Source organism: Leucobacter exalbidus, from assembly GCF_017834145.1.
GTDB classification, from domain to species: Bacteria; Actinomycetota; Actinomycetes; order Actinomycetales; family Microbacteriaceae; genus Leucobacter; species Leucobacter exalbidus.
In genome coordinates this window covers 297,862-322,062 of sequence record NZ_JAFIDA010000001.1, presented here as the reverse complement: position 1 = coordinate 322,062, position 24,201 = coordinate 297,862, and the positions used below count along the sequence as shown (strand labels likewise).

Below are 24,201 nucleotides of genomic sequence, written 5' to 3'. Positions count from 1 at the left end.
TGGGTGAGCAGCCGTGGCTGAGACCCGATTGTTTGAAGCAGAACGCTCGGCATGGATCAAGGGCCATCGCTGGTTCGACAAGCACAGTGCCTCGCAACGCGCTGAGCTCCTGGCCAGTCAGGCCCGCAAACTTGACCGCACAAAGGCCGGTCTCGGTGACACTGCCATGCACGAGGCAAAGCTCAAGAGCACCATGCGGCTCTGGGCAGAGCGCAGCGAGGACACTGGCACATCTGCTTTGGGTGCTGTCGCTTACGTCATGTACACGGGGCTGAAAGCCTGCTGGTTCGGCGTCACGTGGGGACTGAGCTGGGTGCTCTACAAAGCTTGGGAATCAAGGGCTGCAACACATCGAGTCATGGTGTTGCCGTACTTCGTCGCAGCAGCTCTCGTCGCAGTCTTGTTCTTGCTTGGTCGCCCTGCCGGTGGCGACCTCTGGCTGATCAACACCTTGGCCAGCGGGCTGGAAGCCAGCACCGGTGGGTGGATTGCGCCACGAGTACTCTCCGGCTGGTACGCCGCAGGCATGGTCAGCTGGCTCGAGATCCAGATCGTGCTGGCCTTTGCCGCCGCTGGATGGCGCGCCTACAGCTGGGGTTGGGCCGCACCGGCTGTCCGCAACGTGGCGCAGGGCCAATCAATGGCCACTGACAAGGGCGTCAAGATCATCTCTGGTCAGGACGCTCCAGATAACAACAAGACCAAGGCGTCCGCCGAGGTCGATGCAGGATTCAAGATCATCTCCAGCCCCAAGGAAGGGAGCAAGAACAATGTCTAACGAGACACGGCACGATGGACCTACCCAGCCCCGCATCGAGAACGTTATTCGAATTGACGGCGGACGCGACTGGGGAGGCATGCTGATCACACTTTTGGCGACGGCCGGCATCATGGCGATTGGTTACCAGCTCTCGCTGGGGCCGTTCGCAGATGTCGTAGCCACAGGCATGACGGTGTTTCTGGTGACCTTGGTCGGCTACCTCTTCAAGGCAGGTATCTGGAATTTGCCACCGTCCGGGCAGGACAGCGATGACCTGGCATTCACCAAGAGCACGCTGCGTCGGATCTACGACGAGATCCAGACGTCGATCGCCCGCAGCGGTGTGGTGAAGTTGATCATCTTCGCTGCTCTCTACACAGCAGGCTTCCTGTTTCTCAAGGCTGGCATGGGCGTACTGTTCGGCCTGCTTAGCGGAACGTGGATGGCTATCGGCGTCGGGTTGCTGTTCGGCGCAGGGCTTATCGCTCAGAAGGAAATTCTGGCTTGGCTGCGCAAGCTCAACACCAAGAAGGGGCGTAAATAATCATGAAGAAGCAGGCTATTGCGCTGTCTCTGGTGGCAGCAGTCCTGTTGGGTACGACAGCTTGCACTAGCTACCCTGGCAGCGACGAGATTGCCGCTGAGTACTACGCACAGGTACGGGCCGAGGCAGCAGCCGAGCAGATCCCATCAGATACTGAGCAGCAGCAGGATCCAGCAGCTCAGGAGCCAGCCGTCGAACAGCCGGCCTCTGAAACTGACTCGTCGAAGGGCACCGCCCCGCAGTCTGGGACGGAGTACTTCCAAGCGAATCAGCGATTCTCTCCGGTGCTTGATAAGTGGGTCGTTGACGGAACTACGGTTAGCTTCAAGCAGTACTCGTGCGCGGGATCTGTCACCGGCGAAGGCAACGGCACTCTTGCACCCACCGGCTACGCAGACGGGTCGCTCGAGATCACGTGGGATCCGGACGCTACCGGCGTGGACTCTGTTGGCCGCAATCTGGAGATCACCGATAGGTACTTGAGTCAGCTGCACGGCATTGACGACGGGGCGGCCATCGTCGACAAGAAGGCCGCAGCAGTCAAATTCACCAAGATGTGCGGCGAGCTTGGAGACACGGTGCTGAAGCTCCTGCTCTAGGGCTACTCCCCCAGCTGGTCAGACAGACAGAGAAAAGCAAGACCCCGGTTGCAGCTGCAGCCGGGTCTTGTGCTGTGTGGTGTCGCGCTCGAAGCGCATAAGGGCGGGCACAGCCCGCTCGGGTTATTGATTGAAGGGAAAGGATCCTTCATCCACCGACCTACTGACTAGAGGCGCAACCCATGTCAATCACCATCATCGCCACGTTCGACTACAACCATGCGCGTGAGCTCTCCTACCCGAACCCGGCACAGCACTTCGCAGCCCAGATTCATCTGGCAGCCGACCCTCACTGTACGACTCCCGATCTTCCGGACATTGCCGAGCTCACCAACAATCAGCTGCTGAACATGTACATGCACGCCCTCAAAAATCCGTACCGCAGCCGCCTGCGCGAAAACGCCGCGAGCCTTTCACACTTCGAGGGTGGGCTGGCCGTCATGCATCAGGAGATCGTCCGCCGCATGGGCAGCTAGACCAAGAGCAGTAAAGACTGGTGGGCATAGCCCACCCGGGCGCAGAACTGGTAGCGATTGCTGCCGCGGTGACTGCGCCTCACCGTCAGGAAGAACCCCACTTGCCTTCATTGGCAGGTGGGGTTCTCTTTGTCTGGTGCCGTCTACGCAGCACATAAGGGCGGGCATAGCCCGCTCGGGATGGATTTCGAAGGGGAAAGAGCCCTTCACCCACCCCGAACAAGGAGCTACTTGTCATGACCGTCACCACCACCCCATTCACCGCAGTAATTTCACGCGATGCCTCAGGCCGGCTCTCTGATACTGAGCAGATGCTGCTCTGGAGCGAACTTGTGGAGCGTCGACTCAAGGGCACCCGCGACAACTTCGCGGCGTTCATCGATGAGCGCAGCGCCCGAGAGAACCTCGACCCAGCCTCAGCCACCCGGTTCGCGGTACTGCTCCAAGACAGTCTCGGTACGGATCTTGGTTCTCTGGCTGTCGACTACTTCGAGCGTCGCGACATGCTGATGCATCTCGATGATGCGGCCGAGGGGCACGCCCGTGTTCTCGACGACCTCGAGCGTCGCGACGCTAAGCGCAGCGCTGACTCGATTGAGCCGCCTCTTACTATTGCCAAACACTTGACGCTCACTGCGGCTCATGCAGTCGAAGGATTCGCTGGTAGTTTCCTCGATCCCATGGTGAACGCAATCAAGCACACCTGGTTCGTGCATGGCCATGATGATGAACTCTTCACCAAGCTGCGCGACACCATTGCGAAGAACGCGGCTGACCACAAGACCACGGCGTAGCTCCGCCGTCGGAGAGAACCCCACTTGCCTTCATTGGCGAGTGGGGTTCTTTTTTGTCCGTGGTCGCCAGTGCTACAGCGCAAGCCGCGCGGCTGCCGCTTTGAAGTCAGCGGTGCAGATCTCAGTGACGGCTGGCTCTGATTTGAAGGAGCTGGCCCACTGATTGAGGTAGCCCCGGCAGAGCTGGCGATCAGCGATGCGGTCCGCCTCGGTGTAAGCGACGTCCAGATCGAACAGTGATAACTGGACAATAGCGACGGTGGCAGTGCTCATGACGGACTCCTCAAGGTGGTGGATCTTATTCTCGAGGGATTCCCGGAGCAGCTGTGCTGCACAATCTGGCAAAGGGTTATCAGTAGCATCCGCCGCGATTACATGTCGGATCGTCTGTCCCCAACCAGAGAGCCTATTGAGGCTGGTCGCTCATGAATTGAAGGGCCCTATTGCCGAGTTCGTTGAGGAGCATCTCTGCCGCTTCGGTTCCACCGGGCTCCTGGGAAAGACTCGCCTTCAGTTGCGTGATCATATCGATGACGTCTACGTCTTCCACTTGGGCAAGCCAGGCGGTAATTCCTTCGATAGTCAACCCCGTCGCCTGTGGCAGCAAGAGATCGACAAGGTTACTACGCACAACGGCAGCCCCCATCTGATTCTTGTTTCGCTGGGCAGCAGTGAGCGTCGACCCCCTAGCTATAGCTAGGGACTCGTCGTCGTGACCGGTACTGATCTCATAGTGAGTCGGGAGTTCCTCAGCAGAGGCTCCCCCACCAGTGATCAGTCGTGGTATTGCTTGTTGGCGCACCCAGCTCGAGATCTCATCCAGCTCGTGCATCATAATCGGCCATTCGTCGGTATCTGGCCGGTTGATCCCAAGCGCCGGCCAGAGATCGGCAGGTACGCGTTGGCCCAACGGCGTTTGCGCGATGACCTCACCAACGTGCAGTGGAAGTTCGGGGCGTAGCTCCACGTCGTTGATTGAGCGCACCACCTCGTCGTCCCGAACGATAGTTACGAGCCGGACCGCAATTGTCGCAGGCGTCCGATGCTTCGATCTATTCGTGTGCAGCGCCAAGCGTGCAAGCGGGTGCAAGTCAGGTCGGATGTTGCGGTGGAACGGCTGTAGACCCTCCACGCGACGCAAGAGTTCACTACCGGCCGCCAGCGAGTCGGGCGTCTTCCGCTTCCGCTTCTTCACCCATTCGACGTAGTCGTTGTGTTTCAGGCTTGCCGGCATTTCTATCGACCGAGCAGCGTCTTCGCTAAGTGGCTCACCGTTGAGAAACTCGGCTTCAGCAAACAGGGTGTGCTCGAGAGCGGCACGCAGAGTGACGAAGGCGTCGGCTACCAACAGTGGGAGCTTTCGCGGGATGGGAGCAAGCCTCTCGACGACCGCGTCGCTCATGGCTCCGTTGGGAACTTCACGGATCCGGATGACATCTTCACCACGAAGATACGAAAACAGCAGTTCACCGATCTGAGCAATAAGTTCGTCGGCATGCGCAAGCGTCGCGATCACCCCGAGGTGTCGTTCGGGAAGCCACGTGGGCACAGCAGATGTCATGTCATCACCTTAAGGCGCATCCAGGACAGGTCGCAGAGCGTTCAACAATCGGTCGCCTATCCGAGCACGGACTGAATTCCGTCAGATCATCAGAAGTCGCGTACCGACCGTTCAACAACCCGTTCTATAAACAGTGTTGAGTTGAAGCCAATAACTGAACCTGTTTATTGAACGGAGCCTCATCGTGGCACTGGTAGGGCTTGTTGTCAGTGTCCAAAGGCGGGGCAGCTTCTGTCCGAAGTCCTCAACGCTCTTGTGCCCAACGCGATCATCATGGGGCGTAAATCGACTGCCAGCTGTCCCATGCGCATCAAGACACTCGCTCCACGGGCGCAAACAACCGACATGTCGAGCGTCGCTCTCCCGAACTACAGACGGGCGAGCAACCCCACGAACTCGTCGGCCATAGCGAGATGCTCAGTGAGCTTCTCGCGGCGTAGCGCAGCACCCTCACGGACTTCATTGAGGCGCGCACGCAGCAAGGCATCGTCAGGGGTGACGGCCAGCGCGTCGACGACGTCCAGCAGCTCGCGCATTTCATCGAGTGTGTACCCGAGCGGTTTCATCCGTCGAATGATCAACAGCCGCTCGACGTCCGTTTCGGTGTAGAGCCGGAAGTTGCCTTCTGTGCGCGCGGACGGTGACACAAGACCCGCATCCTCCCAGTGTCGAAGGGTGCGCAGCGACAGAGACGTGCGCTCGGTAACTTCACCGATCCGCATGGTTTCCTCGTTGGCCACAGCCGAACCTCCTGTCGATTTCCTCACAACACTAACGTTACGTTAGAGTCGGGGTCGGCGCGGCTCTCGCGCTCGAACCCCCTATCTTCCCGCGTCGGGCTGACCGACGCCTGCGCGCCGCTGCGCAACCCATTCGTTATCCCCGCTCTCACGAGAGAGCCCAACAATCGGAGGGCATATGACTGCCGTCACCCCTACACGTGATGCCGCATCGCGCTATCGCATCGAACCCACCGTCATACAGGCGCTGCGAAGCCCGCGCCTGCTAACCCGCGAAGTCCTCGCCGGCCTCGTTGTCGCCCTCGCGCTCATCCCGGAAGCAATCGCGTTCTCGATCATCGCGGGCGTAGATCCACGCGTAGGCTTGTTTTCCTCGTTCGTCATGGCGGTCGCTATCGCGTTCCTGGGTGGTCGCCCCGCAATGATCACCGCCGCAACGGGCGCTATCGCGCTCGTCATCGCACCGGTCGCCCGCGAGCATGGCATGGACTACTTCATCGCCACCGTCCTTTTGGGCGGGCTCATCCAGATCGTTCTGGCGCTGCTCGGCGTCGCAAAGCTGATGCGGTTTATCCCTCGTTCGGTGATGGTCGGATTCGTGAACGCGCTGGCAATCCTGATCTTCACGTCGCAGTTCCCGCAGCTCATCGGTGTCCCGTGGCTGGTTTATCCGCTCGTTGCCGTCGGACTGCTCGTGATGTACCTGATGCCGCGGCTGACGAAAGTTATCCCCGCGCCCCTAGTCGCGATCGTCTTACTGACAGCCGCTGTCATCGTTTTCGCCTGGAACGTCCCGAACGTGGGCGACCAGGGCGAGCTGCCGAGAAGCCTGCCCGAGCTGTTCATTCCGAACGTGCCGCTCACGTTCGAAACTCTCCAGATCATCGCGCCCTTCGCCCTCGCGATGGCCGTCGTCGGGCTGCTCGAATCCCTCATGACCGCGAAGCTTGTCGATGACATCACCGACACCCACTCCCGGAAGACCCGCGAAGCCCTAGGTCAGGGAGCAGCCAACGTCCTCTCCGGCGCGTTCGGAGGCATGGGTGGCTGCGCGATGATCGGCCAGACGATGATCAACGTCAAAGCATCCGGCGCACGCACCCGCATCTCGACCTTCCTTGCAGGCGTGTTCCTTCTCGTGCTGATCCTCGCCCTCGGCGACGTCGTCGCTGTGATCCCCATGGCCGCCCTCGTGGCAGTGATGATCCTGGTAGCGATCGCCACGTTCGACTGGCACAGCATCCGACTGAGTACTCTCAAGCGGATGCCCAAGAGCGAAACCGCAGTCATGCTCATCACTGTCATCGCGACCGTCTGGACCCACAACCTCGCCGTAGGCGTCATCCTCGGAGTCATCGCCGCAATGATCATGTTCGCCCGCCGCGTCGCGCACTTCGTCAGCGTCACCCGCACCATCGACGACAGCGGCACAACGGCGACCTACGCTGTGAATGGCGAGCTATTCTTTGCCTCAAGCAACGACCTCACCACCCAATTCGAATACACAGATGACCCCGAGACTGTGGTCATCGACATGAGCCGCTCGCACGTATGGGACGCCTCAACTGTCGCGGCTCTCGACGCAATCATCACCAAGTACGAAAACCGCGGCAAAACCGTCACTATCGAAGGCCTCAACGACACCGCCGCAGCCTTCCACGGTCGCCTCACCGGGAACCTCGGCAACGGCCACTGACCACCACATACCACTGACCGGGAGCTGGCCCAGTCTGTTCGCAATCGCCCGACAGGTCGTTCACCGTCCCGACAGTTTGGGCCACACCCGTGGACCCACAGCATGCACACCGTGAGCAACGAGGATTGTGGGCGGAAGCACTGACGCCTTCGTACATTTGACAGTTCTCTTTGCGTGAGGCCGCGCGTCTTGGTGGCTCGTATTTCGTGTCCTGCAATCGGTCGGAATTCAGCACAGTTCAACTGGACCTGACGACGCACAAAAAGGCTCTCTCGCAATCGAGCGTTATGTGAGAGGCTCCCGGCTGGACGTCTCGTTCAGCGGTTTTGACGTAGCTCCGCAGGTCATATCTCACATGGTGGTCTCTCATATTGGGTTTACTCACAAACCCCGGTAAAATGAGAATTACCCCGAAGACCGCCATGCTGTCTTGTTCTTGAAGTTGGACCATTACGTCCATTACCGAGGAGAAGACTCTCTCATGGATATTGGGTATGCCCGCGTCAGTACCAAGGATCAAATCCTTGACCGTCAACTGGATGAACTCACGGCCGCTGGATGCGACCAGATTTACTCAGAGAAGGCATCAGGTAAGAAGGGCGCTGATCGACCGCAGTGGGATCGGTGCCTTGCAACGCTGCGTCAGGGTGACCGGTTGGTTGTTGTCGAGCTCTCGCGACTTGGCCGGCATCTTGGTGAGCTGGCGAAACTTTCGGAAGAGCTGCAGGAACGAGGGATCGGCCTGAAGATCCTCAACCTTGGAATCGACACTACGACGCCGGCGGGAAAGCTCATCTTCAATATCGTTGCGGCTGTCGCTGTGATGGAGCGAGAACTGCTGATCGAGCGCACCCACTCTGGACTGGCTGCTGCCAGAGCCAAGGGGAACGTTGGCGGCCGTCGTCGCAGCATCACCGACGAGCAGATCAAGGAGGCTCAGGAGCTCTATGACGAGCGCAGGTTCTCCATGGAAAAGATTGCGCGCGTCGTTGGCGTAAGCCCGGCAACGCTGTACCGCTACCTCAAGGTAGGTGCGCAGTAATGGCGCGACGCATAACACCGGAAGAATGGATCGCCAAGGCGATCGCACGTCACGGTGATCTCTATGACTACTCGAAGAGCGTGTACCTCGGATCCATGTTAAAGGTCATCATCATTTGCCGCGTGCACGGTGAGTTCACCCAGCGACCGCAGAATCATGTGAACCGAGGACAGGGCTGCGTTCGGTGTGCTGGGCTCTACCGCCCGACTACTGAAGAGTGGATTGTCCAGGCTCGAGGTGTGCGTGGAGAAATGTTTGACTACTCCAAAGTGGTGTACATCAACGTCGATTCGCCAGTGACGATCATCTGTCGGGTCCATGGCGAGTTCAACCAGACTCCGTGGGTTCATCTGCATTGCACTCACGGGTGTCCACGATGTGGCGTCGACGCCATGGCCCAGGCATCGCGACTGGGTAATGATGAGTTCGTCAGCAGGGCGCGGGAAGTTCATGGCAACATGTACGACTACTCGAAGGTCATGTATCAGGGCCTTGGATACAGCGTGACGATCATCTGTTCAGAGCATGGCGAGTTCTCCCAGAACGCAGGAAATCACCTGGGCGGACACGCCTGTGCTCGCTGTGCTGGTCTGTACAACTGGAGCACCCCAGAGTGGATCGCTGTAGTGCGCGAGGTGCACGGAGATCTCTACGACTATTCCGAGACCGTCTACGTGAACTCCACCACCATGGTGACGATCATCTGTCGTGAGCATGGAGCCTTTCGACAGGTAGCGAAGGATCACGTCAAGGGCGTCGGTTGCGCGCGCTGCGGCGGGGGCATCCCCCACTCCTCTGATGAGTGGATTGTACGCGCCAGGATCACTCACGGTAATCGCTACGACTACAGCTTGGTCATTTACGTGAATCAAGCAACCAACGTCATCATCATCTGCAGAAAGCATGGCAAGTTCTCCCAGAACCCTCGTGGGCATGCCGAAGAAGGTAGTGGCTGTAAGCGATGCAGCGTGTCACGGGGTGAATACCGTGTAGCTGAAGCGTTGGAGAATCTGGGGATCGAGTTCGAGCAGGAGTGGGCGTTCGAGACGCGGAAAGATGCCGGCCGGCGCAGATTCGATTTCCTCTTGCCAGAGCGCAGAGTGCTCATCGAGTTTGACGGGGCCCAGCACTTCAGACCGGTGTTCTGGAACCACAGCATCACCGTCGAACAGGCCGAGGTTGCTTTCGAGAAGGTGAAGCACAGCGACGGTCTCAAGAACGATTGGGCAAAGGCCAACGGCTACCACCTGCTCAGGGTGTCGGATCTGGAGACTGTTGAGGATGACGTGCTGTCATTTATTGCAGCGCTTGAGCGCCAGGAGTTGCACGTCAGCTGACATTGGCACCGTCAGGAGAACCCCCGTGGATGATCCGCGGGGGTTCTCCTTTGTCGTCTCTCCGGGCAGAATGGTCGCATGGAGTACCACGAGCTTGAGGGCCCCGACGGAGTATCGATCCGAGTGCCCAAGAACGACGGGTACAGAACCTGCCCAGAGTGCGGTGGTGACTGTGAGCCAGACGTGGCCGCAGGCGCAGCTGGCATGGGTGTGCGTATCGCGTTCATTTGCCCCGAGCATGGCGTTCACAGCGTGGTGGATCCCTTTGAGGATCGTCGCTGAGCCGAACCGGGTGTCGGTGGCTGCTGGCAGGATCCGCTGCATGAGTACTGTCACCGGAGAAGTTGTCCACCACTTGTACCAGCGTGGGCCGGCGCTTGATTTGATCCCTTACTGCGGGGCAATCCCCGGTCGCGACCGGCTGACAGGTAGCTGGCACACCGGTCACGACCGGGATGAGCTGTTGCTGTGTTTGGAGTTCGGGCTAACACTATGCCTGCCGTGTGCATCACCTGCGGCGCTGGGCGGCTTCACGCCGTTGATTCTGAGCGAGGATGGCGAATAGGCTCACTTCACAGCAGCGGCAGGTACACCTTTGGGCCAAGCATCGGTAGTGGGCCAGTCCTCGGCGTAGGGTGCCGCGGGTTCTTGTCAGCAGTAAGCGGATCCAAGCTGAAAACCTGCACACCGAGAGACTTGAGCCGCGCAAGTACGTCGCGCTTTGCTTGGCGAATAGTCGGTTTAGGGTTCCCACCCCAGGCCCCAAGAATCTCGGTGACTTGATACTTCGCGATCACTTCCTCGATCGCGTCACAATTGTCCTGCGAAAGCGAGGCATCGTAGGCAGATAAATTCGCCGGGTCTGTGGCCCGTTCGGGATACAGGTTGAGCATGACCCAGCCGCTGTATTGGTGTTCGATGCTCGCTTTGATCAACCGGTCAATTGTCTTGTCCGAGACTTGCTCGCTGGCATACGACGGGTTCATGCAGAGCGCGATGAGCGGCGGATTTCCGACCGACCAGCCAGCGTCGTTACCGAGGAAAAAACGATGCCCTGCCTCGGCAGGATCTGGCTTCCATAAGGTGGCCTCGTGTCCCTGGGGGTAGAACATCACCATGAGTGCTCCATTCGTTCACGACGATCCAGCGATTGACAGTTATGTTCTACGTAGCTACTGATTCACGCGAACCGCAAGATCATACCGGAGCTGACAGCAGCGCGCCGATATGATCTGAGATGACCCGAAAGATCATGAATCATTCCGGTTGCGAGGACGCGCAGCCGGCGTCGGCGCGCCCAAGAAGAATCAACGAGAGAACGATGGCAAAACTAAATCTCAAGGCCGTCGAAGAACGCGTCGCCCCACTTGCAGGTCGAGAATCGTACGACCGCGAATTCATCTTCGATTTGTTGTTGGCTTACGGAAAGCCCAAGGGCAACGTCACCCGATTGAAGAACGGCACCTCGCTCAACGTCGCAGCTGACCCATCACGAGAAGTGGCGCAGAAGAACGTTGTCTACTTCCGTGAGACCAACGGCGACCCACTGGCCGAGCTCGAAGAGCTACGCATCTCGGCTTCGGTGGTGCGGTACGGCCCGCGGTTCGTGATCGTTACGGATTACGACGAGGTCGTCGCGATAGACACGCAAGTCGGCGAAACCATCGGGTTTGACATCCGCGACATCGACAAGCACTACACTTTCTTCCTGCCCTGGGCTGGCATGGAGAAGGCGCAATACGTCGCCGAGAAGATTGCTGATGTCAAGGCTGCCGAGCGCATGGGCAAACTCTTTGATGAGTTGATGGCAGCGAATCCCGGATTGCTTGAGCAGCCAAACGGACGTCACTCGCTGAATGTGTTCTTCACGCGCTTGCTGTTCTGCTTCTTCGCTGAGGACACAGAGATCTTTGACGGGAGCCAGTTCACTAACGCTGTGGGGTCGCACACTCAAGTCGATGGGTCCGATGCCGCGGACTTCTTGCGGGACGTGTTCCTCGCGCTTGATACTGAGCTTGCTGAAGACAAGCCGCACCATCTGGCTGCCTTCCCCTACGTCAACGGCCGTCTCTTCACCGTGACCGATGACGAGTTCGTGCCAGAGTTCACCAAGTCGGCACGGCAGTTGCTGATCGAGCTGGGCAACCTGGTTTGGCGCGAGATCAACCCCGACATTTTCGGCTCGATGTTCCAGGCCATCGTCACACCCGGTAAGCGCGCAGACCTTGGCCAGCACTACACCTCGGTGCCAAACATTCTCAAAACCATTGAGCCACTGTTCATGGACGAGCTGCGCGATCAGTTTGACGCTGGATTCGACAGCGTCAAGAAGCTCGGCGCACTGCTGGACCGGATCAGCGAGATCAAGGTGTTCGACCCGGCCTGTGGCTCAGGAAACTTCCTCATCATCGCCTACAAGGAGCTTCGTCGACTTGAGCACGGCATCCTTGAGCGCCTCTTCGAGCTCGATAGCAAGCACCAGATGCTGTACGCCGAGTCACGGATCAATATCGAGAACTTCTACGGCATCGAGATCGATGACTTCGCGGTCGAGGTGGCGATCCTGTCGATCTGGATTGCTAAGCACCAGATGAACACCGAGTTCAAAGAGAAGTTCAAGCTCTCGATTCCGCTGATCCCGCTGAGAGAGACGGGTCAGGTCAAAGCTGGAAACGCAGCAAGAATTGACTGGACCCAAGTGTGCCCGAACGACGGGCAGTCTGAAATATACCTAATTGGAAACCCGCCGTACTACGGATCAAAGCTTCAAACAGCAGAGCAAAAGGCTGATTACACTTATGTAATTGAGAACACAGGCCTATCCAAAAACCTGGACTATATTGCCCTGTGGTTCATTAAGGGTGCTCAGTACATTCGCGGTAGCAAGTCCGAACTTGCTTTCGTGACAACAAATTCTCTCTCGCAAGGCCAACAAGTTGCGCTCCTATTTCCGTTCTTGGTCAGTCTGGACTTGGAGATCGGGTACGCGTATACATCATTCAAATGGACGAACAACGCGAAGCGAAACGCTGGCGTGACAGTTTCAGTCATAAATTTGCGTGTCCCTCGGGTGGACCAGAAGTATATCTACGCTGGCGATCTGCAGATCAAGGCTACAAACATCAACGGTTACCTTGCCGATGGTGACAACTTTGTTGTCACGGATCGCCGTAAACCGCTGTCAGGCCTTCCCCCTATTTCCAATGGCAGCATGCCAAACGACGGAGGAAATCTCCTGATCAAAGAACCTGCATGGCGAGACCTGATCGAAAGGGATCCAAGATCCACTGACTATACGAAGGCGTTCACGGGTACCGAGGAGTTTATCGACGGCACTGACAAGTACGTCCTATGGCTGACGTTGGAGAATCATGCCGTCGCAGCCGAAATTCCAGAGATCGACCGAAGAGTGCGCGGAGTATTAGAGCATCGATCAAAAAGCACTCGCCTCGCCACCAAGAAACTAGCAGACGTTCCATGGCGCTTCGCTGAAGTGCGATACCGCGAAACCAATTCGATTCTGATTCCGCGCCACTCATCAGAAAGGCGGGACTACATCCCGATTGGCTACCTGGGTCCAGATACCGTCATCGGAGACTCAGCAAGCGCCGTGTATGATGCCGAGCCATGGGTTTTCGCCCTCCTAACGTCGCGCGTTCATATGGCGTGGACTCGCGCCGTCGCGGGCGCACTCGAGGATCGAATTCGTTACTCCAACACGATCGTCTACAACAACTTCCCGGTGCCTCCGCTATCCGGCACGGTCAAGGAGAAGCTCACAGTCGCTGCCCTGCGAGTGCTGGACGTCCGTGAGTACCACTGCGAAAAGACGTTGGCTGAGCTTTACGACCCAGACAAGATGCCGGCGGACCTTCGTGCGGCCCACACTGCCATCGATGAGCTAGTTGATTCCATCTATTCGAAGAGCGGCTACGAGACGGACGAACAGCGATTGTCGGACCTGTTTGGTATGTATGAGGCCATGACTGCAGCTGAAGCTTTGAAGGGTAAGAAAAAATGAGCAAGACCGAGAACATCGTCGATGTGACGTATTCCCAGACCGGGGCGTCAGTGCATACTGACGCACTGGGCATGCGCGAGATGCAGCAGCGCGTCTTCGAAAAGCGCGATGCGCAGCACCTGCTGGTGAAGGCTCCCCCAGCCTCGGGTAAGTCTCGTGCACTGATGTTCGTGGCGCTCGACAAGCTCTACAACCAGGGCCGCAAGAAGGTCATCGTTGCGGTGCCGGAGCGTTCAATCGGCGCATCGTTTGCAACCACGCCACTAACCAAGAACGGCTTCTTCGCCGACTGGGAAATCAAGGATGAGCACAATCTGTGCACGCCTGGGTCATCATCTGGCAAGGTCAAAGCTTTCGTGGATTTCCTCAACGGACCGGACGCGACTCTGGTGTGTACGCATGCGACGTTGCGCTATGCCTTTGAGAAGCTCGCCCCCGAAGCGTTCAACGGCACAGTGCTGGCAATCGATGAGTTCCACCATGTCTCGGCAGATACCGAGTCAAACCGCCTCGGTGCATTGCTACGTGATGTGATGGCTGGCTCGGATGTGCACATCGTGGCCATGACTGGCTCGTACTTTCGCGGCGACTCGGTGCCTGTGCTGTCGGCCGACGATGAGGCACAGTTCACACCGGTGACGTTCAACTACTACGACCAGCTGAACGGCTATGAGCACCTGAAATCTCTGGGTATCGGCCACCACTTCTACCAGGGGCGTTACACCGACGCGATCAGCGAGGTGCTGGACCTGGACAAGAAGACGATCCTGCACATCCCTAGCGTGAACGCTAATGAGTCGACAAAGGACAAGATCGAAGAGGTCGGCTTCATCATCGACGCGATCGGTGAGGTCGTGGATACCGAAGAGGACACCGGGATCATCCGGATCCGTCGCGCCGATACAGGCGCGATCCTGCGCGTGGCTGATCTCGTTGACGACACGAACCAGAAGGCGCGTGCTGACACGCTGCATTACCTCTCGACTGTCGCATCGAAGCAAGCCGACGCGGTGGACATCATCCTGGCGCTGGGTATGGCGAAGGAGGGCTTTGACTGGCCGTTCGCCGAACATGCTCTGACGGTGGGCTACCGCTCCTCGCTGACTGAGGTTATCCAGATCATTGGTCGCGTGACCCGCGACAGCCCCGGCAAGACGCATACCCAGTTCACGAACCTTATCGCCGAACCAGATGCGTCACAGACCGAGGTCAAGGTCTCGGTCAACAACATGCTCAAGGCGATCACTGCGTCGCTTCTGATGGAGCAGGTGCTGGCGCAGAACTTCACGTTCAAGGCCAAGCGCGATGGCGATGCACCGGAACCGGGCACGCTGCGCATCAAGGGTTTCAAGGAACCCTCGACTGATCGCGTGAAGCAGATCGTGGACACCGACCTGAACGATTTGAAGGCCACGATTCTGCAGGATGACACCTTCGCTCGAGCCGCTGCCGGCAGCATCGATCCTGAGACCACGAACAAGGTACTCATCCCGAAGATCATTCGCGAGAAGTACCCGGACCTGACCGAGACCGAAATCGAAGAGATCCGCCAGCAGGTTGTCGTGGACTCGGTGATCAAGAACGGTGAGGTGCGCACGGTCGGCGACCAGCGGTTCATCAAGATGAGCGAGAAGTTCGTCAACATCGACGAGATCAATATCAACCTGATCGACTCCGTCAATCCGTTCCAACGCGCCTTCGAAGTCATGTCCAAGTCGGTCACAACGAACGTGCTGCGGATTATTACCGACGCTATCTCGGCGACGCGGATCGAGTTCACCGAAGAAGAAGCACTCGCCCTGGTACCGCGGATCAAGAACTGGATCAAGGTCAACGGCCGTAAGCCCGACTCACGTGCCGAAGATCCGACAGAAAAGCGTCATGCAGAAGCGCTGATCTGGCTCCAGCGGGCCAAGCAGAAGCTCGAAGCAGACAAGCGCGCGACAGAGATGATGGCTGGCGAATGACAGAGCATGAAGACGAGTTCGAGGCTGCACCAACATCGCTACAGGACCTTATCGACAACGACCTCGATGGGTTGCTGGACGTCCCAGAAAAGCCAAAGAAAGCAACAGCCACTGATCGGCTACAGCGTGCCTTCCTGGAGATCGTAGAGTTCCGTCGGACGCACGACCGGTTGCCGAGTGCAACGACCCGTGACATTGCTGAGCGCAAGCTTGGTGCCCGGCTCGATGGGATCCTGGCAGACGATGCAAAACTAGAAGAGCTGAAACCACTCGACGAGTTCGGGATGCTAGAGGTCGCTAAAGCACCGTCGTCCCTGGAAGATCTGCTCGAGGACGACGACCTCGATGACCTGCTGGGTGACGAAACTGGCATTCTTGATGTGTCAGACCTGCCGGTGTTCAAGCGCCCTGAATCGCCAGACTCGGTGGCTCAGAGGGTGAAAGCCCAAGACTTCGACCTCTTTGAGCCGCTATTCAAGGCAAAACATGCCGAGCTCGCTGACGGGACCTACCAACTGATGCCGTTCACCGGCATGGATCTCATCCGTGAAGGTGTGTTCTTCGTACTTAGCGGTGTGATGTGCTTCGTCGCCGAGGTCGGGGACGATGTGGATCTGGTTGTTGGTGGAAAGCCGAAGCAAAAGCAGCGTTTGCGCGTGGTCTTCGAGAATGGCACAGAATCGGCGATGTATAGACAGAGCCTCATGACGCGTCTGTACGAGGCCCAGGGGCAGGTTCTGGCGCGTACAGGGCACGATGTGAGCGAAGTACTTGACCCCGACATCGAGAGTGGACATATCTACGTGCTGCAGTCGATGAGCACAGACCCCCAAGTTGCGAACATCAAAGATCTGCACAAGATCGGGTTCTCGACCACCAGCGTTGAGCAACGGGTCAAAGGCGCGTCGACTTCACCGACGTATCTGATGGCACCGGTCAAGATCGTGGCTGACTACCGGGTGTACAACCTCAAGGCCTCGGCGCTGGAGAACCTGCTGCACCGCGTCTTTGCAGACGTGCGCCTCGCCCTGACCCAGGTGGACAAGAAGGGCCAGAACTACGATCCGTCTGAATGGTTCGTTGTGCCCCGCGACGCGATCAACGAGGCTGTGGCGATGATCATGTCCGGTGAGATCACCGACTACGTGTACGACAAGGTGCAACAACGCTTAGTGGGGTCCAAGCATGAGTGATTCCTTTCTTGATGGCAGCGACGGCACAAGGTCCACGTCGGCGAACGAGCCCGTGAGCTTTGACGATGACGGGGAATTTCGGCATCTTGATGCCTGGAATTCGTTCCAGTTCGATCCGCCGCTAACTCACACAGATGCTCTCAAACTTGTGTCACACGCGGATGAGCTTGGGTATCGGATGCTGTTCCGACGAGCCGACTATTCAATCGAACAGATCCAAGAACAACTAGTTGCCCGAGGACCTGGATCATTCTTGAATATGGTCTGGCTCCAAGAAGACATCTCCGTTAAGGAACCGCCGAAGACGGCGGAGCAACGAATGGCAGGCCGTCTTCAGGCACTGGCCCCGATCCGGGAGCTGATCATCACAGATCCGTATCTGTACACAAGCTCCCGGAAGCGAGATAGCCAAGATTATGCGGCCTCGGTAGCGAGAATGATTTCGCCCGCTTTGACAGATGGCTTGCGCATCACAACTGTTGTGAGTCCTTCTCAGAATGATGAAACAGTGCGGACGGCTGTTCTCGAGCATCTACATGCGCATGGTCGAGATCTAGAGGTCAACGTAGTTGAGTCCAACGATTTCCACGATCGATTTTGGATCGCAGACCGTGAACGAGGACTGATCCTTGGGACCTCACTGAACAAGATTGGCAGCCGAATATTCTTTGTCGATGAACTTCGCCAATCTGACGTTGCAGCAGTTCTCGCTGAGGTGGATGCGATCGTTGGTTCAACTGAATAGGTAGTTTCAGCTAGTCAAACGGAGAGGCCCCTGCAGGCAATATTGTGGGGGTCTTCCGCTTCTCCATGTCTACTAGACCCCCGCAGATCCCAGTCAGCGCAACAAATCCGCTACCCACCTCCTGATCTAACAGTGTCCCCGCTAACAGCAACAAGATGCGAAAGTGAACTGGACCGCATACGTTCGTCGAGCAGATCGCTGACCAAAGCGGTGTCGCCCACGGCGAAGCCTGGCACGAGTGATGCCCAGGCGACTTGCGCTGCCGTGTCACGCAATTGTGCACGCAGGTTCGCCGCCACGATCATGCCAGGTGACGCCGGGGTGATCTCGCTCACCCGTTTGACGCTGATGCCAAATGGTGCTCCTGAGGTGGCTTCGAGGGGCACCGGGTGCCCCTCGATCAGCAGTTCGGTGCCCGGCGCCCAGAACCGGGGTGCCGTATCCTGTGCCTCGGCGTCGCCACCTATTCCGAGATCCGTTTCGGTGCGGGCAAACCACAGCACGAGCTTGGTGCCGTGGCGCTGCTCCAGTAACGTGGCCGGGCTCCAGCCAGAAATCGCGTTCTCAGTAGCCTCGGCATCCAGTGCCGGGTAGTCACTCAGCGCGACCCTGAGCGCCACCGATTCGCCCGAGCTCACTGCAGCCTCAATGTGCGGAGCCTCGCGTTGCGCTTCAGCAACGCCAATACGCATTCCCGTGACCATCACCAGGGCGGCGCCTACAGCCGCGTAGGCGAAGATCGCGTGGCTCAACCACTTTCGACCGCGGATAGCTGCGACTGCGGCTACCCCACCGACGACACTCGCCAGACACACGAGTACCCACCAGCTTCCTGGTACGGCGACCGAGATCGCGGTCACCACCCAGAGCACCAGGGCCGGGCCAAGCACCCGCCAAGTTCCTGGTGGTGCACGCGGCACCGGTTCGGCCGTGCGCGAGCTCACGGTGCGCTGACCCTCTATGGTCGTTGCATCGCTCATACTGTCACTCGATCACGAAACCCGGCGAGCGTCTTCGCGCCGATTCCAGAGACCTCGAGCAGCTGGTCAACGCTTGTGAAGCCGCCGTTTTGGGTGCGCCAATCGATGATGCGTTCGGCGAGTGCTGGCCCGACCCTCGGCAGTGTCTCGAGCTGGGTTGCGTCGGCTGAGTTCAGGTTGATGGTGGCACTCGCCGGCGCTTCGCTAGGCGGTGCGTCTGCGGGAGCGGCGTCACCCGGCGGGTGCGGCTGTCCCGTCTCGGCGGCGGCTTCAAGCGCAGCAGCCACGGCGGCCTTGTCGGGCACCACCAGTTGTTCGCCATCAACGAGGGGCCGCGCAAGGTTCAGGCCCGAGAGCACGGCGGCCCCGGTCGCGCCGCCAGCGGCTTCAATGGCATCTTGTGCGCGCGCACCAGCGAGGAGTTCAATCACGCCGGGCCTCGCGACCTCTCCCACCACGTGCACGAAGATCAGCGCTCCCGCGGCTGTGGCCGCACCAGGTCCACTAGCAGCATCGCTACTGTTGCCCGCTGCGGATTGGTCCCCCGCTAGCGGCCGAGCTTCGGCACCGGTTCCAGCGCCCGTGCCGGCTCCAGAACCAGTCGCACCATTTTCTCCCCCGCCGCCCGTCAGGCCGCCTGAGCCTGTGCCGGCGTCTGCGCTTTCACCGAGGCCGTCTGCATCAGCCACGCCCGCCATCGCCTCGGCCCCAGCGTCTGGTGCGACATCCCCGCCCAGTGAGCTCGCGGCGACGATGCCAATCGTGACGATAACGGCGACCACGAACACCGCGATGCCCGCAAGCACCGGAGCTTTCACGGCGCGGGCGATCCGGTCTCTCAGTGAGCGCTCTGGCACCCGCTCCAAAGCGGGCTCCACCGCGGGGCCGCTGCCGACGCGGGCACGCCACCGCTCGCTGGCGATGATGTCTTCAGAGCGCAGCGTCGGTGGTTCTTCCTTCGCGTGAGCCGGGCTCGAACGGTTGTGCATACTCGCACCGTAATTCGCTCCACGGCACTTCTCTAGGCCTTTCACGCCGGTGTGGAGAAGACCGCCCTTTCACGTTAATCGCCAAGCTGGGGACGAACCAGAAGAACTAGTTGCAACATCAATGTTGCACCTGAAACATGAATGTTACAATTGGGTCATGGATATCAGCACGATGATTGAACAGGTCGGGCGCACACCGACGTCTACCGCGCGCCTCACCGGGTTATCTCGCATGACTATTCAACGTGTTCGTGAGGGAACTTCGGTGCCCACAATTGCCACACTAAGAGAGCTCGCGCTGGCAGCTGGGTACGACATCGCGGTCACCCTCGTCGCCCCTGGCGATCCTGCCGCGGCCGTCGCCGCACGCGTGATGTACGACTCCATGCTCGCCACCTCAGTCGCAGAATCCGATGACGTTGCGCAGTGGGTTGCCCGCCTCAAGCGCCATCAGCTCACCGCACCCGATGAAGTGCTCGCGCTCGCGGGAAAGTACGCGGCGCCCCAGCACCACCCTCAGGCTCGGTTCTTCGCACCGCGCAGTGGGTTCTCACACGACCGGCTCACTTCAGCGGTCAACAGCGCTGGCGTTACCTCGCAAGGTGCGTTTGCGCTGTCAGGTATTGCCGCCGCCGATTATTATCTGTTCACCTCGGGCAGCGTAGGCCCCGTCGTGTTGTGGAGCGAGCACGCCGAGGCCGCCTGTGACGCGCTCAGCGCAACGTTTCGCGAAGCTCCCGATTACCAGCCCGGGGGTATCTTGGTCGCGCCCGCCCCGCCTGAGTATTTCGTCGATTCCCTCACCGATGAAAAAGAACATCTCACCGTCGTCTCACCGATCCAAGCGGCCCTCGATTTGCACGGGCTCGGCTATACCAACCTCGCGTTGAACGTTACAGAAGGGTGGTGAGGAATGAACCCCGATCTTCCGCCGCAGAAACAGTGGGGGCGCAGCGCCGCTGAGGCCGCTCACCGACGTGCCGCTCACGCAACCGGGCCCGGCGCATCCCGCCCCGGTGAACGCGCTTCACGGCTTCGCGCCGATCCGTCGCTCGTCACCACGGGCCGCATCAGTTGGCAGCCCCAACTGGTCGATTTTTCGTTGATCCCCGAGTCGCCTACTCCGCGAGCACTTTTTCGCCTCGAGAAAGCGTTACCCTCACTGATCTGGAACGCCGCCGCGCTCGAGGGCAACACGTTCACCCTGCCGCAGGTGCGCACGTTACTCGAAGGCGTCACCGTGGGCGGCAAGCGACAAGAGGAAGCCGAACAGATTCTGGCGCTGAGTGCGGCCATGGACCTCATGGTGCGTGAGGTTCGCTCCGGCACGTTCACTCTCAGGAAGGAACTTTCAGACGCGGTGCACGGTGTCGTCGCGCGCCACGAGGCCATCGAGTCTGGGCATTTTCGCGGCGAAGGGGTCACCCAGGGCGGCGGGGCTGTGCGCCTCGCGGGCGGCGGCACCGTCAAAGGGGATCGCGCAGGTGATCACGGTGAGCTGCTGCGCGCCGATTATGAGAACCTGCTCGCATCCCTTGCCACGCTTGACGATCCTCGAGCCACCGCCCTGGCCTACTTTTGCTCGGCAACTAGGTCGCAGTTCTACTTCGACGGCAACAAGCGCACCGCCCGCATCATGATGACCGGCGCCCTACTGCAGGCGGGTTTCGAGGCCATCAACATTCCATACGCCAGGTCTGAAGAATTCAACGTTGCGCTCGATCGGCTCTTCCAAACCGATGACGCCACTGAGCTGATGGAGTTCTTGACCACCTGCGCGCCAGAGGTATCTGGCAGCTAGAACTGGCGGGCGGCCACGTCTGCGCGGTGCGAGTCCGCCAGCAGCTCGCGCAGCCTGTCGGCTACGACCGGGGTGCCCGGATCAGCAAGATAGTCCGCCGCAAACACGGCCATATCTGCGACATAGATCGGGGTGTACGCCCCTGATTCTGGTTCGAAGCGCCAGGCCTCGGCAAGCGTGCCAGCATCCACTGTGTCAAAACCCAGCGCAGATACGAGAGAAGCTACAGCCTGCTTTGCGGCCGCGTTATCGCCCGCGATGAAGAGCGCGGTGCGCGGGGTCGAGCCCGCAAGGTTTGGAATGTGGTGGGCGAGAATGCCGTTGAATGCCTTCACCACGACCGCGCTGGGCAGCAGCTCTTGCTCGTGTTTAGTCGGTGCGTTGGAGAGCGCTTGTGTAACGACCCGATAGCGGGCGTGTACGTATCCAGTAGCGCCCCCGCTTCGTTTCCCGAATGATGGTTCTCACCCGCGGCAAAGCGCCTCGGGTACAGAGAACGGATTTCAATGACGAATTACCGGCAAATAATGCTGCTCTTGTTACAGGACCAGTCGTATCGCCAGATCGCCTCGATCGCGGCTTGCTCGCAGACCACCATTTCGAAAGCACGTCGCGTGCTCCATACCGAACAGCTGACGACCTCCACACAAATCAACGCTCTCACCGCAGAAGACCTTGACCGGTTATTCAACGACGGCCGTAAGAGCGTGCCAGGCGAGTTCGTTCCCGTCGATATTGAGAAGATCATTGCAGCGAGACTGGGCCGCAAGAAACCACCACTGAAAGTGCTCTGGGCAAAATATCTGAAGCACGACCCCATGCCAGGGGCCAGGTTTTACGGCTACGAAAGATTCTGCCAAATCGTGGCGGAGCATGTGAGAACGAACGACCTCACCTCACCGATCGTTCATGTGCCTGGCCACACCATGCAAGTGGACTGGGCCGGCACCCCGATGTTCATCACTGACCCCATTACGAGAACCACCACCAAGGTGTCCGTGTTCGTCGCGACGCTGCCGTATTCCGGTCTCGTGTTCGCCTACGGCTGTCTCGACGAGAAGCAGCCAGCTTGGCTTGACGCCCATCGGCGGGCCTTCGAATATTTTGGTGGGGTCACCCTGGTGGTGGTGCCAGATAACGCATCAACCGCTTCGAACCAGATCAGCCGGGCCGAGCGTGCCCGCGATGTGAATCCTGCCTACGCAGAGTTCCTGGAGTACCACCAGACAGCCGCCGTTCCCACTCGTTCATACCGTCCCCGGGATAAAGGCCATGTCGAAGCCGGCGTGAAGATCATCACGAACTGGGTCATTCATTACCTCGCTGATCAAGTGTTCGCGTCACTTGATGACTTGAACGCTGCTGTTGCTGAGCGAGTCGAAAGCATCAATCAGCGGACCCCGTTTCGCGGAGAACACCGTTCCCGTGTTGAGTGGTTCAACGAGTCCGAGCGAGATGAACTCATCTCGCTGCCCGAGAGACGGTGGGAGCCTGTCACGTGGCGAAATGCAAAGGTACATCGTGACTGGCACATCCAGATCGACACCATTAAGTACTCCGTCCCCTACGAGTTTGCTGGTCGTCAAGTCTCGGCACGCATCATCGGCGACACGATCGATGTCCTCAGTGACGGTGAGATTATCGCGACGCATCACCGGGGGCAACGCAAGAATGGATATGTCACCGTCCCCGACCACGCTCCTGCCTATATGGAAGAGACCGCAGGGCTTTGGACGCGCGCCTATTTCCTGCGGCAGGCAGCCAAGGTCGGGCCAGGTACTGTGGCCGCGCTCGAACGACTCCTCGACGGGAAGAAGATCGAAGCGCAAGGGTTCCGTTCTTGCATGAACATTCTCGAGCTCGGGAAACGAAGTAACCGATCCCTGCTAGAACATGCCTGCAGGCAGCTCACCGATGAAGACCCCCATCGGCAGATCAGCTACACGGCAGTGAAACATCGCCTCACCGCCATACGTGCTGAACACCATGCGCGCCCGCAGACCGAGTCAACGGGAAGGCCGGGGGTTCCATCTTCTGCTGGGGCGGGGTCGCCTGGCGTTCGTGACACGAGTCGGGCGTATCTCGCGGGGGCTGCTGCGTTCAGTCTCGATGCGCTCACTGGCCGGCACCAGGAAGGGAGAGATGATGTTTGAGCAGCACCTCACCGCTGACGACATGCCCCTATTCACCAAGCTCCGTATGACTGCGTTTGGAGAAGCGGTTGTTGATATCGCCAACGACCCCCAGTTTGATGAGTGGACGTTCTCGCAGAAAATCCGGCATGCCCTTGGCCGAGAGATCGCTGCGCGGGATGAGCGGCGTTTCTTGAAACTTTTGAAAGCGTCCGGCACCCCCAACATGGCGGCCTGCGTGGAAGATATCCACTACCTCGAGGGCCGAACATTGAACCGAGAAGTCGTGGCCAGGCTCGCGGCCTGTAAGTGGGTGGATAACACTACGAACCTTGTCATTTTGGGGGCCTCGAGTGTCGGGAAGTCTTATCTTGCGCAGGCGCTCGTGAACGCGGCTTGCCGCAGGGATTACAGCGCGAAATATTATCGGCTGGATGACCTCGCGAACCAGCTCGCGGTCTACGATCGCAGCGATGCTGCCCGGTTAAAGTTCTTAGACGGACTACACACGTGTGATGTGCTGGTGCTTGATGATTTCCTTACGACACCGATTAGCAGCGAGACCGCCGCGGAGCTGTTGAACATTCTGGCGTCGCGTGAGGGGCGAGGATCTACTGTTGTGACCTCGCAGTTCGATCCCGAGGACTGGTATAAATCGTTGCACGATGCGGTGATCGCGGAGTCCATTTTGAATCGGATTGTCTCGAATGCGGAGATTGTCCAGCTCGACGGGCCGAACATGCGCACCCATGCCACGGTGATTCGTGAGGCGGGGGACGTCGCCTGACCCGGGTTAGCGCGGGCGGGATCGACTGCTATCGGGT

25 protein-coding genes are annotated in these 24,201 nt (G+C 59.0%); 18 read left to right on the top strand and 7 right to left on the bottom strand.

Annotated elements, in window-relative coordinates:
* Positions 1–13 precede the first annotated feature (13 nt).
* The 5 genes from JOF28_RS01485 to JOF28_RS01465 all read left to right on the top strand — a co-directional run bounded on the left by JOF28_RS01485 (position 14) and on the right by JOF28_RS01465 (position 3,173).
* Positions 14–778, top strand: a complete 765-nt coding sequence (locus JOF28_RS01485) for a hypothetical protein (RefSeq protein ID WP_209704148.1) — start codon at positions 14–16, stop codon at positions 776–778.
* Positions 771–1,304 (top strand): hypothetical protein, encoded by a 534-nt coding sequence (locus tag JOF28_RS01480; RefSeq protein ID WP_209704147.1) that lies wholly within the window; start codon positions 771–773, stop codon positions 1,302–1,304. The genes JOF28_RS01485 and JOF28_RS01480 overlap by 8 nt, the downstream gene beginning before the upstream one ends.
* Before the next feature lie 2 nt (positions 1,305–1,306).
* The gene (locus JOF28_RS01475; RefSeq protein ID WP_209704146.1) at positions 1,307–1,903 is read left to right on the top strand and encodes a hypothetical protein; all 597 of its coding nucleotides are present in this window, start codon (positions 1,307–1,309) and stop codon (positions 1,901–1,903) included.
* Between the two features lie 182 nt (positions 1,904–2,085).
* The gene (locus JOF28_RS01470; RefSeq protein ID WP_209704145.1) at positions 2,086–2,379 is read left to right on the top strand and encodes a hypothetical protein; all 294 of its coding nucleotides are present in this window, start codon (positions 2,086–2,088) and stop codon (positions 2,377–2,379) included.
* A gap of 236 nt (positions 2,380–2,615) precedes the next feature.
* Complete coding sequence (locus JOF28_RS01465; protein WP_209704144.1) at positions 2,616–3,173, top strand: hypothetical protein; 558 nt, start codon at positions 2,616–2,618, stop codon at positions 3,171–3,173.
* A gap of 72 nt (positions 3,174–3,245) precedes the next feature.
* Here the strand turns inward: JOF28_RS01465 and JOF28_RS01460 are convergent, their stop codons facing one another.
* From JOF28_RS01460 to JOF28_RS01450, 3 genes are all read right to left on the bottom strand, one after another.
* On the bottom strand, positions 3,246–3,446 hold the full coding sequence (locus tag JOF28_RS01460) for a hypothetical protein (RefSeq protein WP_209704143.1): 201 nt from the start codon (positions 3,444–3,446) through the stop codon (positions 3,246–3,248).
* 133 nt (positions 3,447–3,579) lie between these two features.
* On the bottom strand, positions 3,580–4,734 hold the full coding sequence (locus JOF28_RS01455; RefSeq protein ID WP_209704142.1) for a hypothetical protein: 1,155 nt from the start codon (positions 4,732–4,734) through the stop codon (positions 3,580–3,582).
* Between the two features lie 368 nt (positions 4,735–5,102).
* A complete protein-coding gene (locus JOF28_RS01450; RefSeq protein WP_209706674.1) occupies positions 5,103–5,456 on the bottom strand; it encodes a MerR family transcriptional regulator in 354 nt (117 codons plus the stop codon).
* 196 nt (positions 5,457–5,652) lie between these two features.
* Here JOF28_RS01450 and JOF28_RS01445 point away from each other — a divergent pair, with 196 nt between their 5' ends.
* The 5 genes from JOF28_RS01445 to JOF28_RS01425 all read left to right on the top strand — a co-directional run bounded on the left by JOF28_RS01445 (position 5,653) and on the right by JOF28_RS01425 (position 10,114).
* Positions 5,653–7,170 (top strand): SulP family inorganic anion transporter, encoded by a 1,518-nt coding sequence (locus JOF28_RS01445; protein ID WP_209704141.1) that lies wholly within the window; start codon positions 5,653–5,655, stop codon positions 7,168–7,170.
* A 481-nt stretch (positions 7,171–7,651) separates the two neighbouring features.
* The gene (locus JOF28_RS01440; protein WP_209704140.1) at positions 7,652–8,212 is read left to right on the top strand and encodes a recombinase family protein; all 561 of its coding nucleotides are present in this window, start codon (positions 7,652–7,654) and stop codon (positions 8,210–8,212) included.
* Complete coding sequence (locus JOF28_RS01435) at positions 8,212–9,549, top strand: hypothetical protein (RefSeq protein WP_209704139.1); 1,338 nt, start codon at positions 8,212–8,214, stop codon at positions 9,547–9,549. The genes JOF28_RS01440 and JOF28_RS01435 overlap by 1 nt, the downstream gene beginning before the upstream one ends.
* Positions 9,550–9,627: 78 nt before the next feature.
* Positions 9,628–9,831, top strand: a complete 204-nt coding sequence (locus JOF28_RS01430) for a hypothetical protein (protein ID WP_209704138.1) — start codon at positions 9,628–9,630, stop codon at positions 9,829–9,831.
* 40 nt (positions 9,832–9,871) lie between these two features.
* Entirely contained in the window at positions 9,872–10,114 is a 243-nt protein-coding gene (locus JOF28_RS01425) for a hypothetical protein (RefSeq protein WP_209704137.1), read from the top strand.
* A 7-nt stretch (positions 10,115–10,121) separates the two neighbouring features.
* Here JOF28_RS01425 and JOF28_RS01420 read toward each other — a convergent pair whose 3' ends face one another.
* Positions 10,122–10,667 carry a DUF1643 domain-containing protein gene (locus JOF28_RS01420; protein WP_209704136.1) on the bottom strand — a complete coding sequence of 182 codons (546 nt, stop codon included), beginning with the start codon at positions 10,665–10,667 and terminating at the stop codon, positions 10,122–10,124.
* Positions 10,668–10,786: 119 nt separating this feature from the next.
* Here JOF28_RS01420 and JOF28_RS01415 point away from each other — a divergent pair, with 119 nt between their 5' ends.
* Genes JOF28_RS01415 through JOF28_RS01400 form a run of 4 tightly spaced genes read left to right on the top strand, consistent with a single transcriptional unit; the run spans position 10,787 to position 17,475 of the window.
* Complete coding sequence (locus tag JOF28_RS01415; RefSeq protein WP_245189825.1) at positions 10,787–13,570, top strand: DNA methyltransferase; 2,784 nt, start codon at positions 10,787–10,789, stop codon at positions 13,568–13,570.
* A complete protein-coding gene (locus tag JOF28_RS01410; RefSeq protein WP_209704135.1) occupies positions 13,567–15,537 on the top strand; it encodes a DEAD/DEAH box helicase in 1,971 nt (656 codons plus the stop codon). Before JOF28_RS01415 ends, JOF28_RS01410 begins: the two co-directional genes overlap by 4 nt.
* Positions 15,534–16,730: a GIY-YIG nuclease family protein gene (locus tag JOF28_RS01405; protein ID WP_209704134.1), complete on the top strand. Its 1,197-nt coding sequence runs from the start codon at positions 15,534–15,536 to the stop codon at positions 16,728–16,730. The genes JOF28_RS01410 and JOF28_RS01405 overlap by 4 nt, the downstream gene beginning before the upstream one ends.
* Complete coding sequence (locus JOF28_RS01400; protein ID WP_209704133.1) at positions 16,723–17,475, top strand: hypothetical protein; 753 nt, start codon at positions 16,723–16,725, stop codon at positions 17,473–17,475. Before JOF28_RS01405 ends, JOF28_RS01400 begins: the two co-directional genes overlap by 8 nt.
* A 110-nt stretch (positions 17,476–17,585) precedes the next feature.
* On the opposite strand, the gene JOF28_RS01395 is transcribed toward JOF28_RS01400, so the two are convergent.
* The gene (locus tag JOF28_RS01395) at positions 17,586–18,455 is read right to left on the bottom strand and encodes a hypothetical protein (protein WP_209704132.1); all 870 of its coding nucleotides are present in this window, start codon (positions 18,453–18,455) and stop codon (positions 17,586–17,588) included.
* Positions 18,452–19,444, bottom strand: coding sequence for a ComEA family DNA-binding protein (locus JOF28_RS01390; protein WP_245189824.1), 993 nt, complete (start codon positions 19,442–19,444; stop codon positions 18,452–18,454). The genes JOF28_RS01395 and JOF28_RS01390 overlap by 4 nt, the downstream gene beginning before the upstream one ends.
* Before the next feature lie 157 nt (positions 19,445–19,601).
* On the opposite strand from JOF28_RS01390, the gene JOF28_RS01385 reads away from it, so the two are divergent.
* Positions 19,602–20,354: a helix-turn-helix domain-containing protein gene (locus JOF28_RS01385; protein ID WP_209704131.1), complete on the top strand. Its 753-nt coding sequence runs from the start codon at positions 19,602–19,604 to the stop codon at positions 20,352–20,354.
* 3 nt (positions 20,355–20,357) lie between these two features.
* Positions 20,358–21,245, top strand: a complete 888-nt coding sequence (locus tag JOF28_RS01380) for a Fic family protein (RefSeq protein WP_209704130.1) — start codon at positions 20,358–20,360, stop codon at positions 21,243–21,245.
* On the opposite strand, the gene JOF28_RS01375 is transcribed toward JOF28_RS01380, so the two are convergent.
* On the bottom strand, positions 21,242–21,580 hold the full coding sequence (locus tag JOF28_RS01375; RefSeq protein WP_209704129.1) for an NAD(P)-binding domain-containing protein: 339 nt from the start codon (positions 21,578–21,580) through the stop codon (positions 21,242–21,244). The genes JOF28_RS01380 and JOF28_RS01375 overlap by 4 nt on opposite strands.
* A gap of 171 nt (positions 21,581–21,751) precedes the next feature.
* On the opposite strand from JOF28_RS01375, the gene istA reads away from it, so the two are divergent.
* Both istA and JOF28_RS01365 read left to right on the top strand, forming a co-directional pair.
* Complete coding sequence (gene istA, locus JOF28_RS01370) at positions 21,752–23,398, top strand: IS21 family transposase (protein WP_209704128.1); 1,647 nt, start codon at positions 21,752–21,754, stop codon at positions 23,396–23,398.
* A complete protein-coding gene (locus JOF28_RS01365; RefSeq protein ID WP_209704127.1) occupies positions 23,391–24,164 on the top strand; it encodes an ATP-binding protein in 774 nt (257 codons plus the stop codon). Before istA ends, JOF28_RS01365 begins: the two co-directional genes overlap by 8 nt.
* Positions 24,165–24,201: the final 37 nt, after the last annotated feature.

Excerpts from the sequence above, each read along its gene's own strand:
- JOF28_RS01445 (WP_209704141.1), top strand. The coding sequence starts at position 5,653 with ATGACTGCCGTCACCCCTACACGTGATGCCGCATCGCGCTATCGCATC.
- JOF28_RS01410 (WP_209704135.1), top strand. The coding sequence starts at position 13,567 with ATGAGCAAGACCGAGAACATCGTCGATGTGACGTATTCCCAGACCGGG.
- JOF28_RS01475 (WP_209704146.1), top strand. The coding sequence starts at position 1,307 with ATGAAGAAGCAGGCTATTGCGCTGTCTCTGGTGGCAGCAGTCCTGTTG.
- JOF28_RS01435 (WP_209704139.1), top strand. The coding sequence starts at position 8,212 with ATGGCGCGACGCATAACACCGGAAGAATGGATCGCCAAGGCGATCGCA.
- istA (WP_209704128.1), top strand. The coding sequence starts at position 21,752 with ATGACGAATTACCGGCAAATAATGCTGCTCTTGTTACAGGACCAGTCG.
- JOF28_RS01390 (WP_245189824.1), bottom strand. The coding sequence starts at position 19,444 with ATGCACAACCGTTCGAGCCCGGCTCACGCGAAGGAAGAACCACCGACG.
- JOF28_RS01470 (WP_209704145.1), top strand. The coding sequence starts at position 2,086 with ATGTCAATCACCATCATCGCCACGTTCGACTACAACCATGCGCGTGAG.
- JOF28_RS01365 (WP_209704127.1), top strand. The coding sequence starts at position 23,391 with ATGTTTGAGCAGCACCTCACCGCTGACGACATGCCCCTATTCACCAAG.
- JOF28_RS01425 (WP_209704137.1), top strand. The coding sequence starts at position 9,872 with ATGAGTACTGTCACCGGAGAAGTTGTCCACCACTTGTACCAGCGTGGG.
- JOF28_RS01440 (WP_209704140.1), top strand. The coding sequence starts at position 7,652 with ATGGATATTGGGTATGCCCGCGTCAGTACCAAGGATCAAATCCTTGAC.
- JOF28_RS01465 (WP_209704144.1), top strand. The coding sequence starts at position 2,616 with ATGACCGTCACCACCACCCCATTCACCGCAGTAATTTCACGCGATGCC.
- JOF28_RS01420 (WP_209704136.1), bottom strand. The coding sequence starts at position 10,667 with ATGGTGATGTTCTACCCCCAGGGACACGAGGCCACCTTATGGAAGCCA.
- JOF28_RS01455 (WP_209704142.1), bottom strand. The coding sequence starts at position 4,734 with ATGACATCTGCTGTGCCCACGTGGCTTCCCGAACGACACCTCGGGGTG.
- JOF28_RS01460 (WP_209704143.1), bottom strand. The coding sequence starts at position 3,446 with ATGAGCACTGCCACCGTCGCTATTGTCCAGTTATCACTGTTCGATCTG.
- JOF28_RS01405 (WP_209704134.1), top strand. The coding sequence starts at position 15,534 with ATGACAGAGCATGAAGACGAGTTCGAGGCTGCACCAACATCGCTACAG.
- JOF28_RS01400 (WP_209704133.1), top strand. The coding sequence starts at position 16,723 with ATGAGTGATTCCTTTCTTGATGGCAGCGACGGCACAAGGTCCACGTCG.
- JOF28_RS01430 (WP_209704138.1), top strand. The coding sequence starts at position 9,628 with ATGGAGTACCACGAGCTTGAGGGCCCCGACGGAGTATCGATCCGAGTG.
- JOF28_RS01395 (WP_209704132.1), bottom strand. The coding sequence starts at position 18,455 with ATGAGCGATGCAACGACCATAGAGGGTCAGCGCACCGTGAGCTCGCGC.
- JOF28_RS01385 (WP_209704131.1), top strand. The coding sequence starts at position 19,602 with ATGGATATCAGCACGATGATTGAACAGGTCGGGCGCACACCGACGTCT.
- JOF28_RS01480 (WP_209704147.1), top strand. The coding sequence starts at position 771 with ATGTCTAACGAGACACGGCACGATGGACCTACCCAGCCCCGCATCGAG.
- JOF28_RS01380 (WP_209704130.1), top strand. The coding sequence starts at position 20,358 with ATGAACCCCGATCTTCCGCCGCAGAAACAGTGGGGGCGCAGCGCCGCT.
- JOF28_RS01450 (WP_209706674.1), bottom strand. The coding sequence starts at position 5,456 with ATGCGGATCGGTGAAGTTACCGAGCGCACGTCTCTGTCGCTGCGCACC.
- JOF28_RS01415 (WP_245189825.1), top strand. The coding sequence starts at position 10,787 with ATGACCCGAAAGATCATGAATCATTCCGGTTGCGAGGACGCGCAGCCG.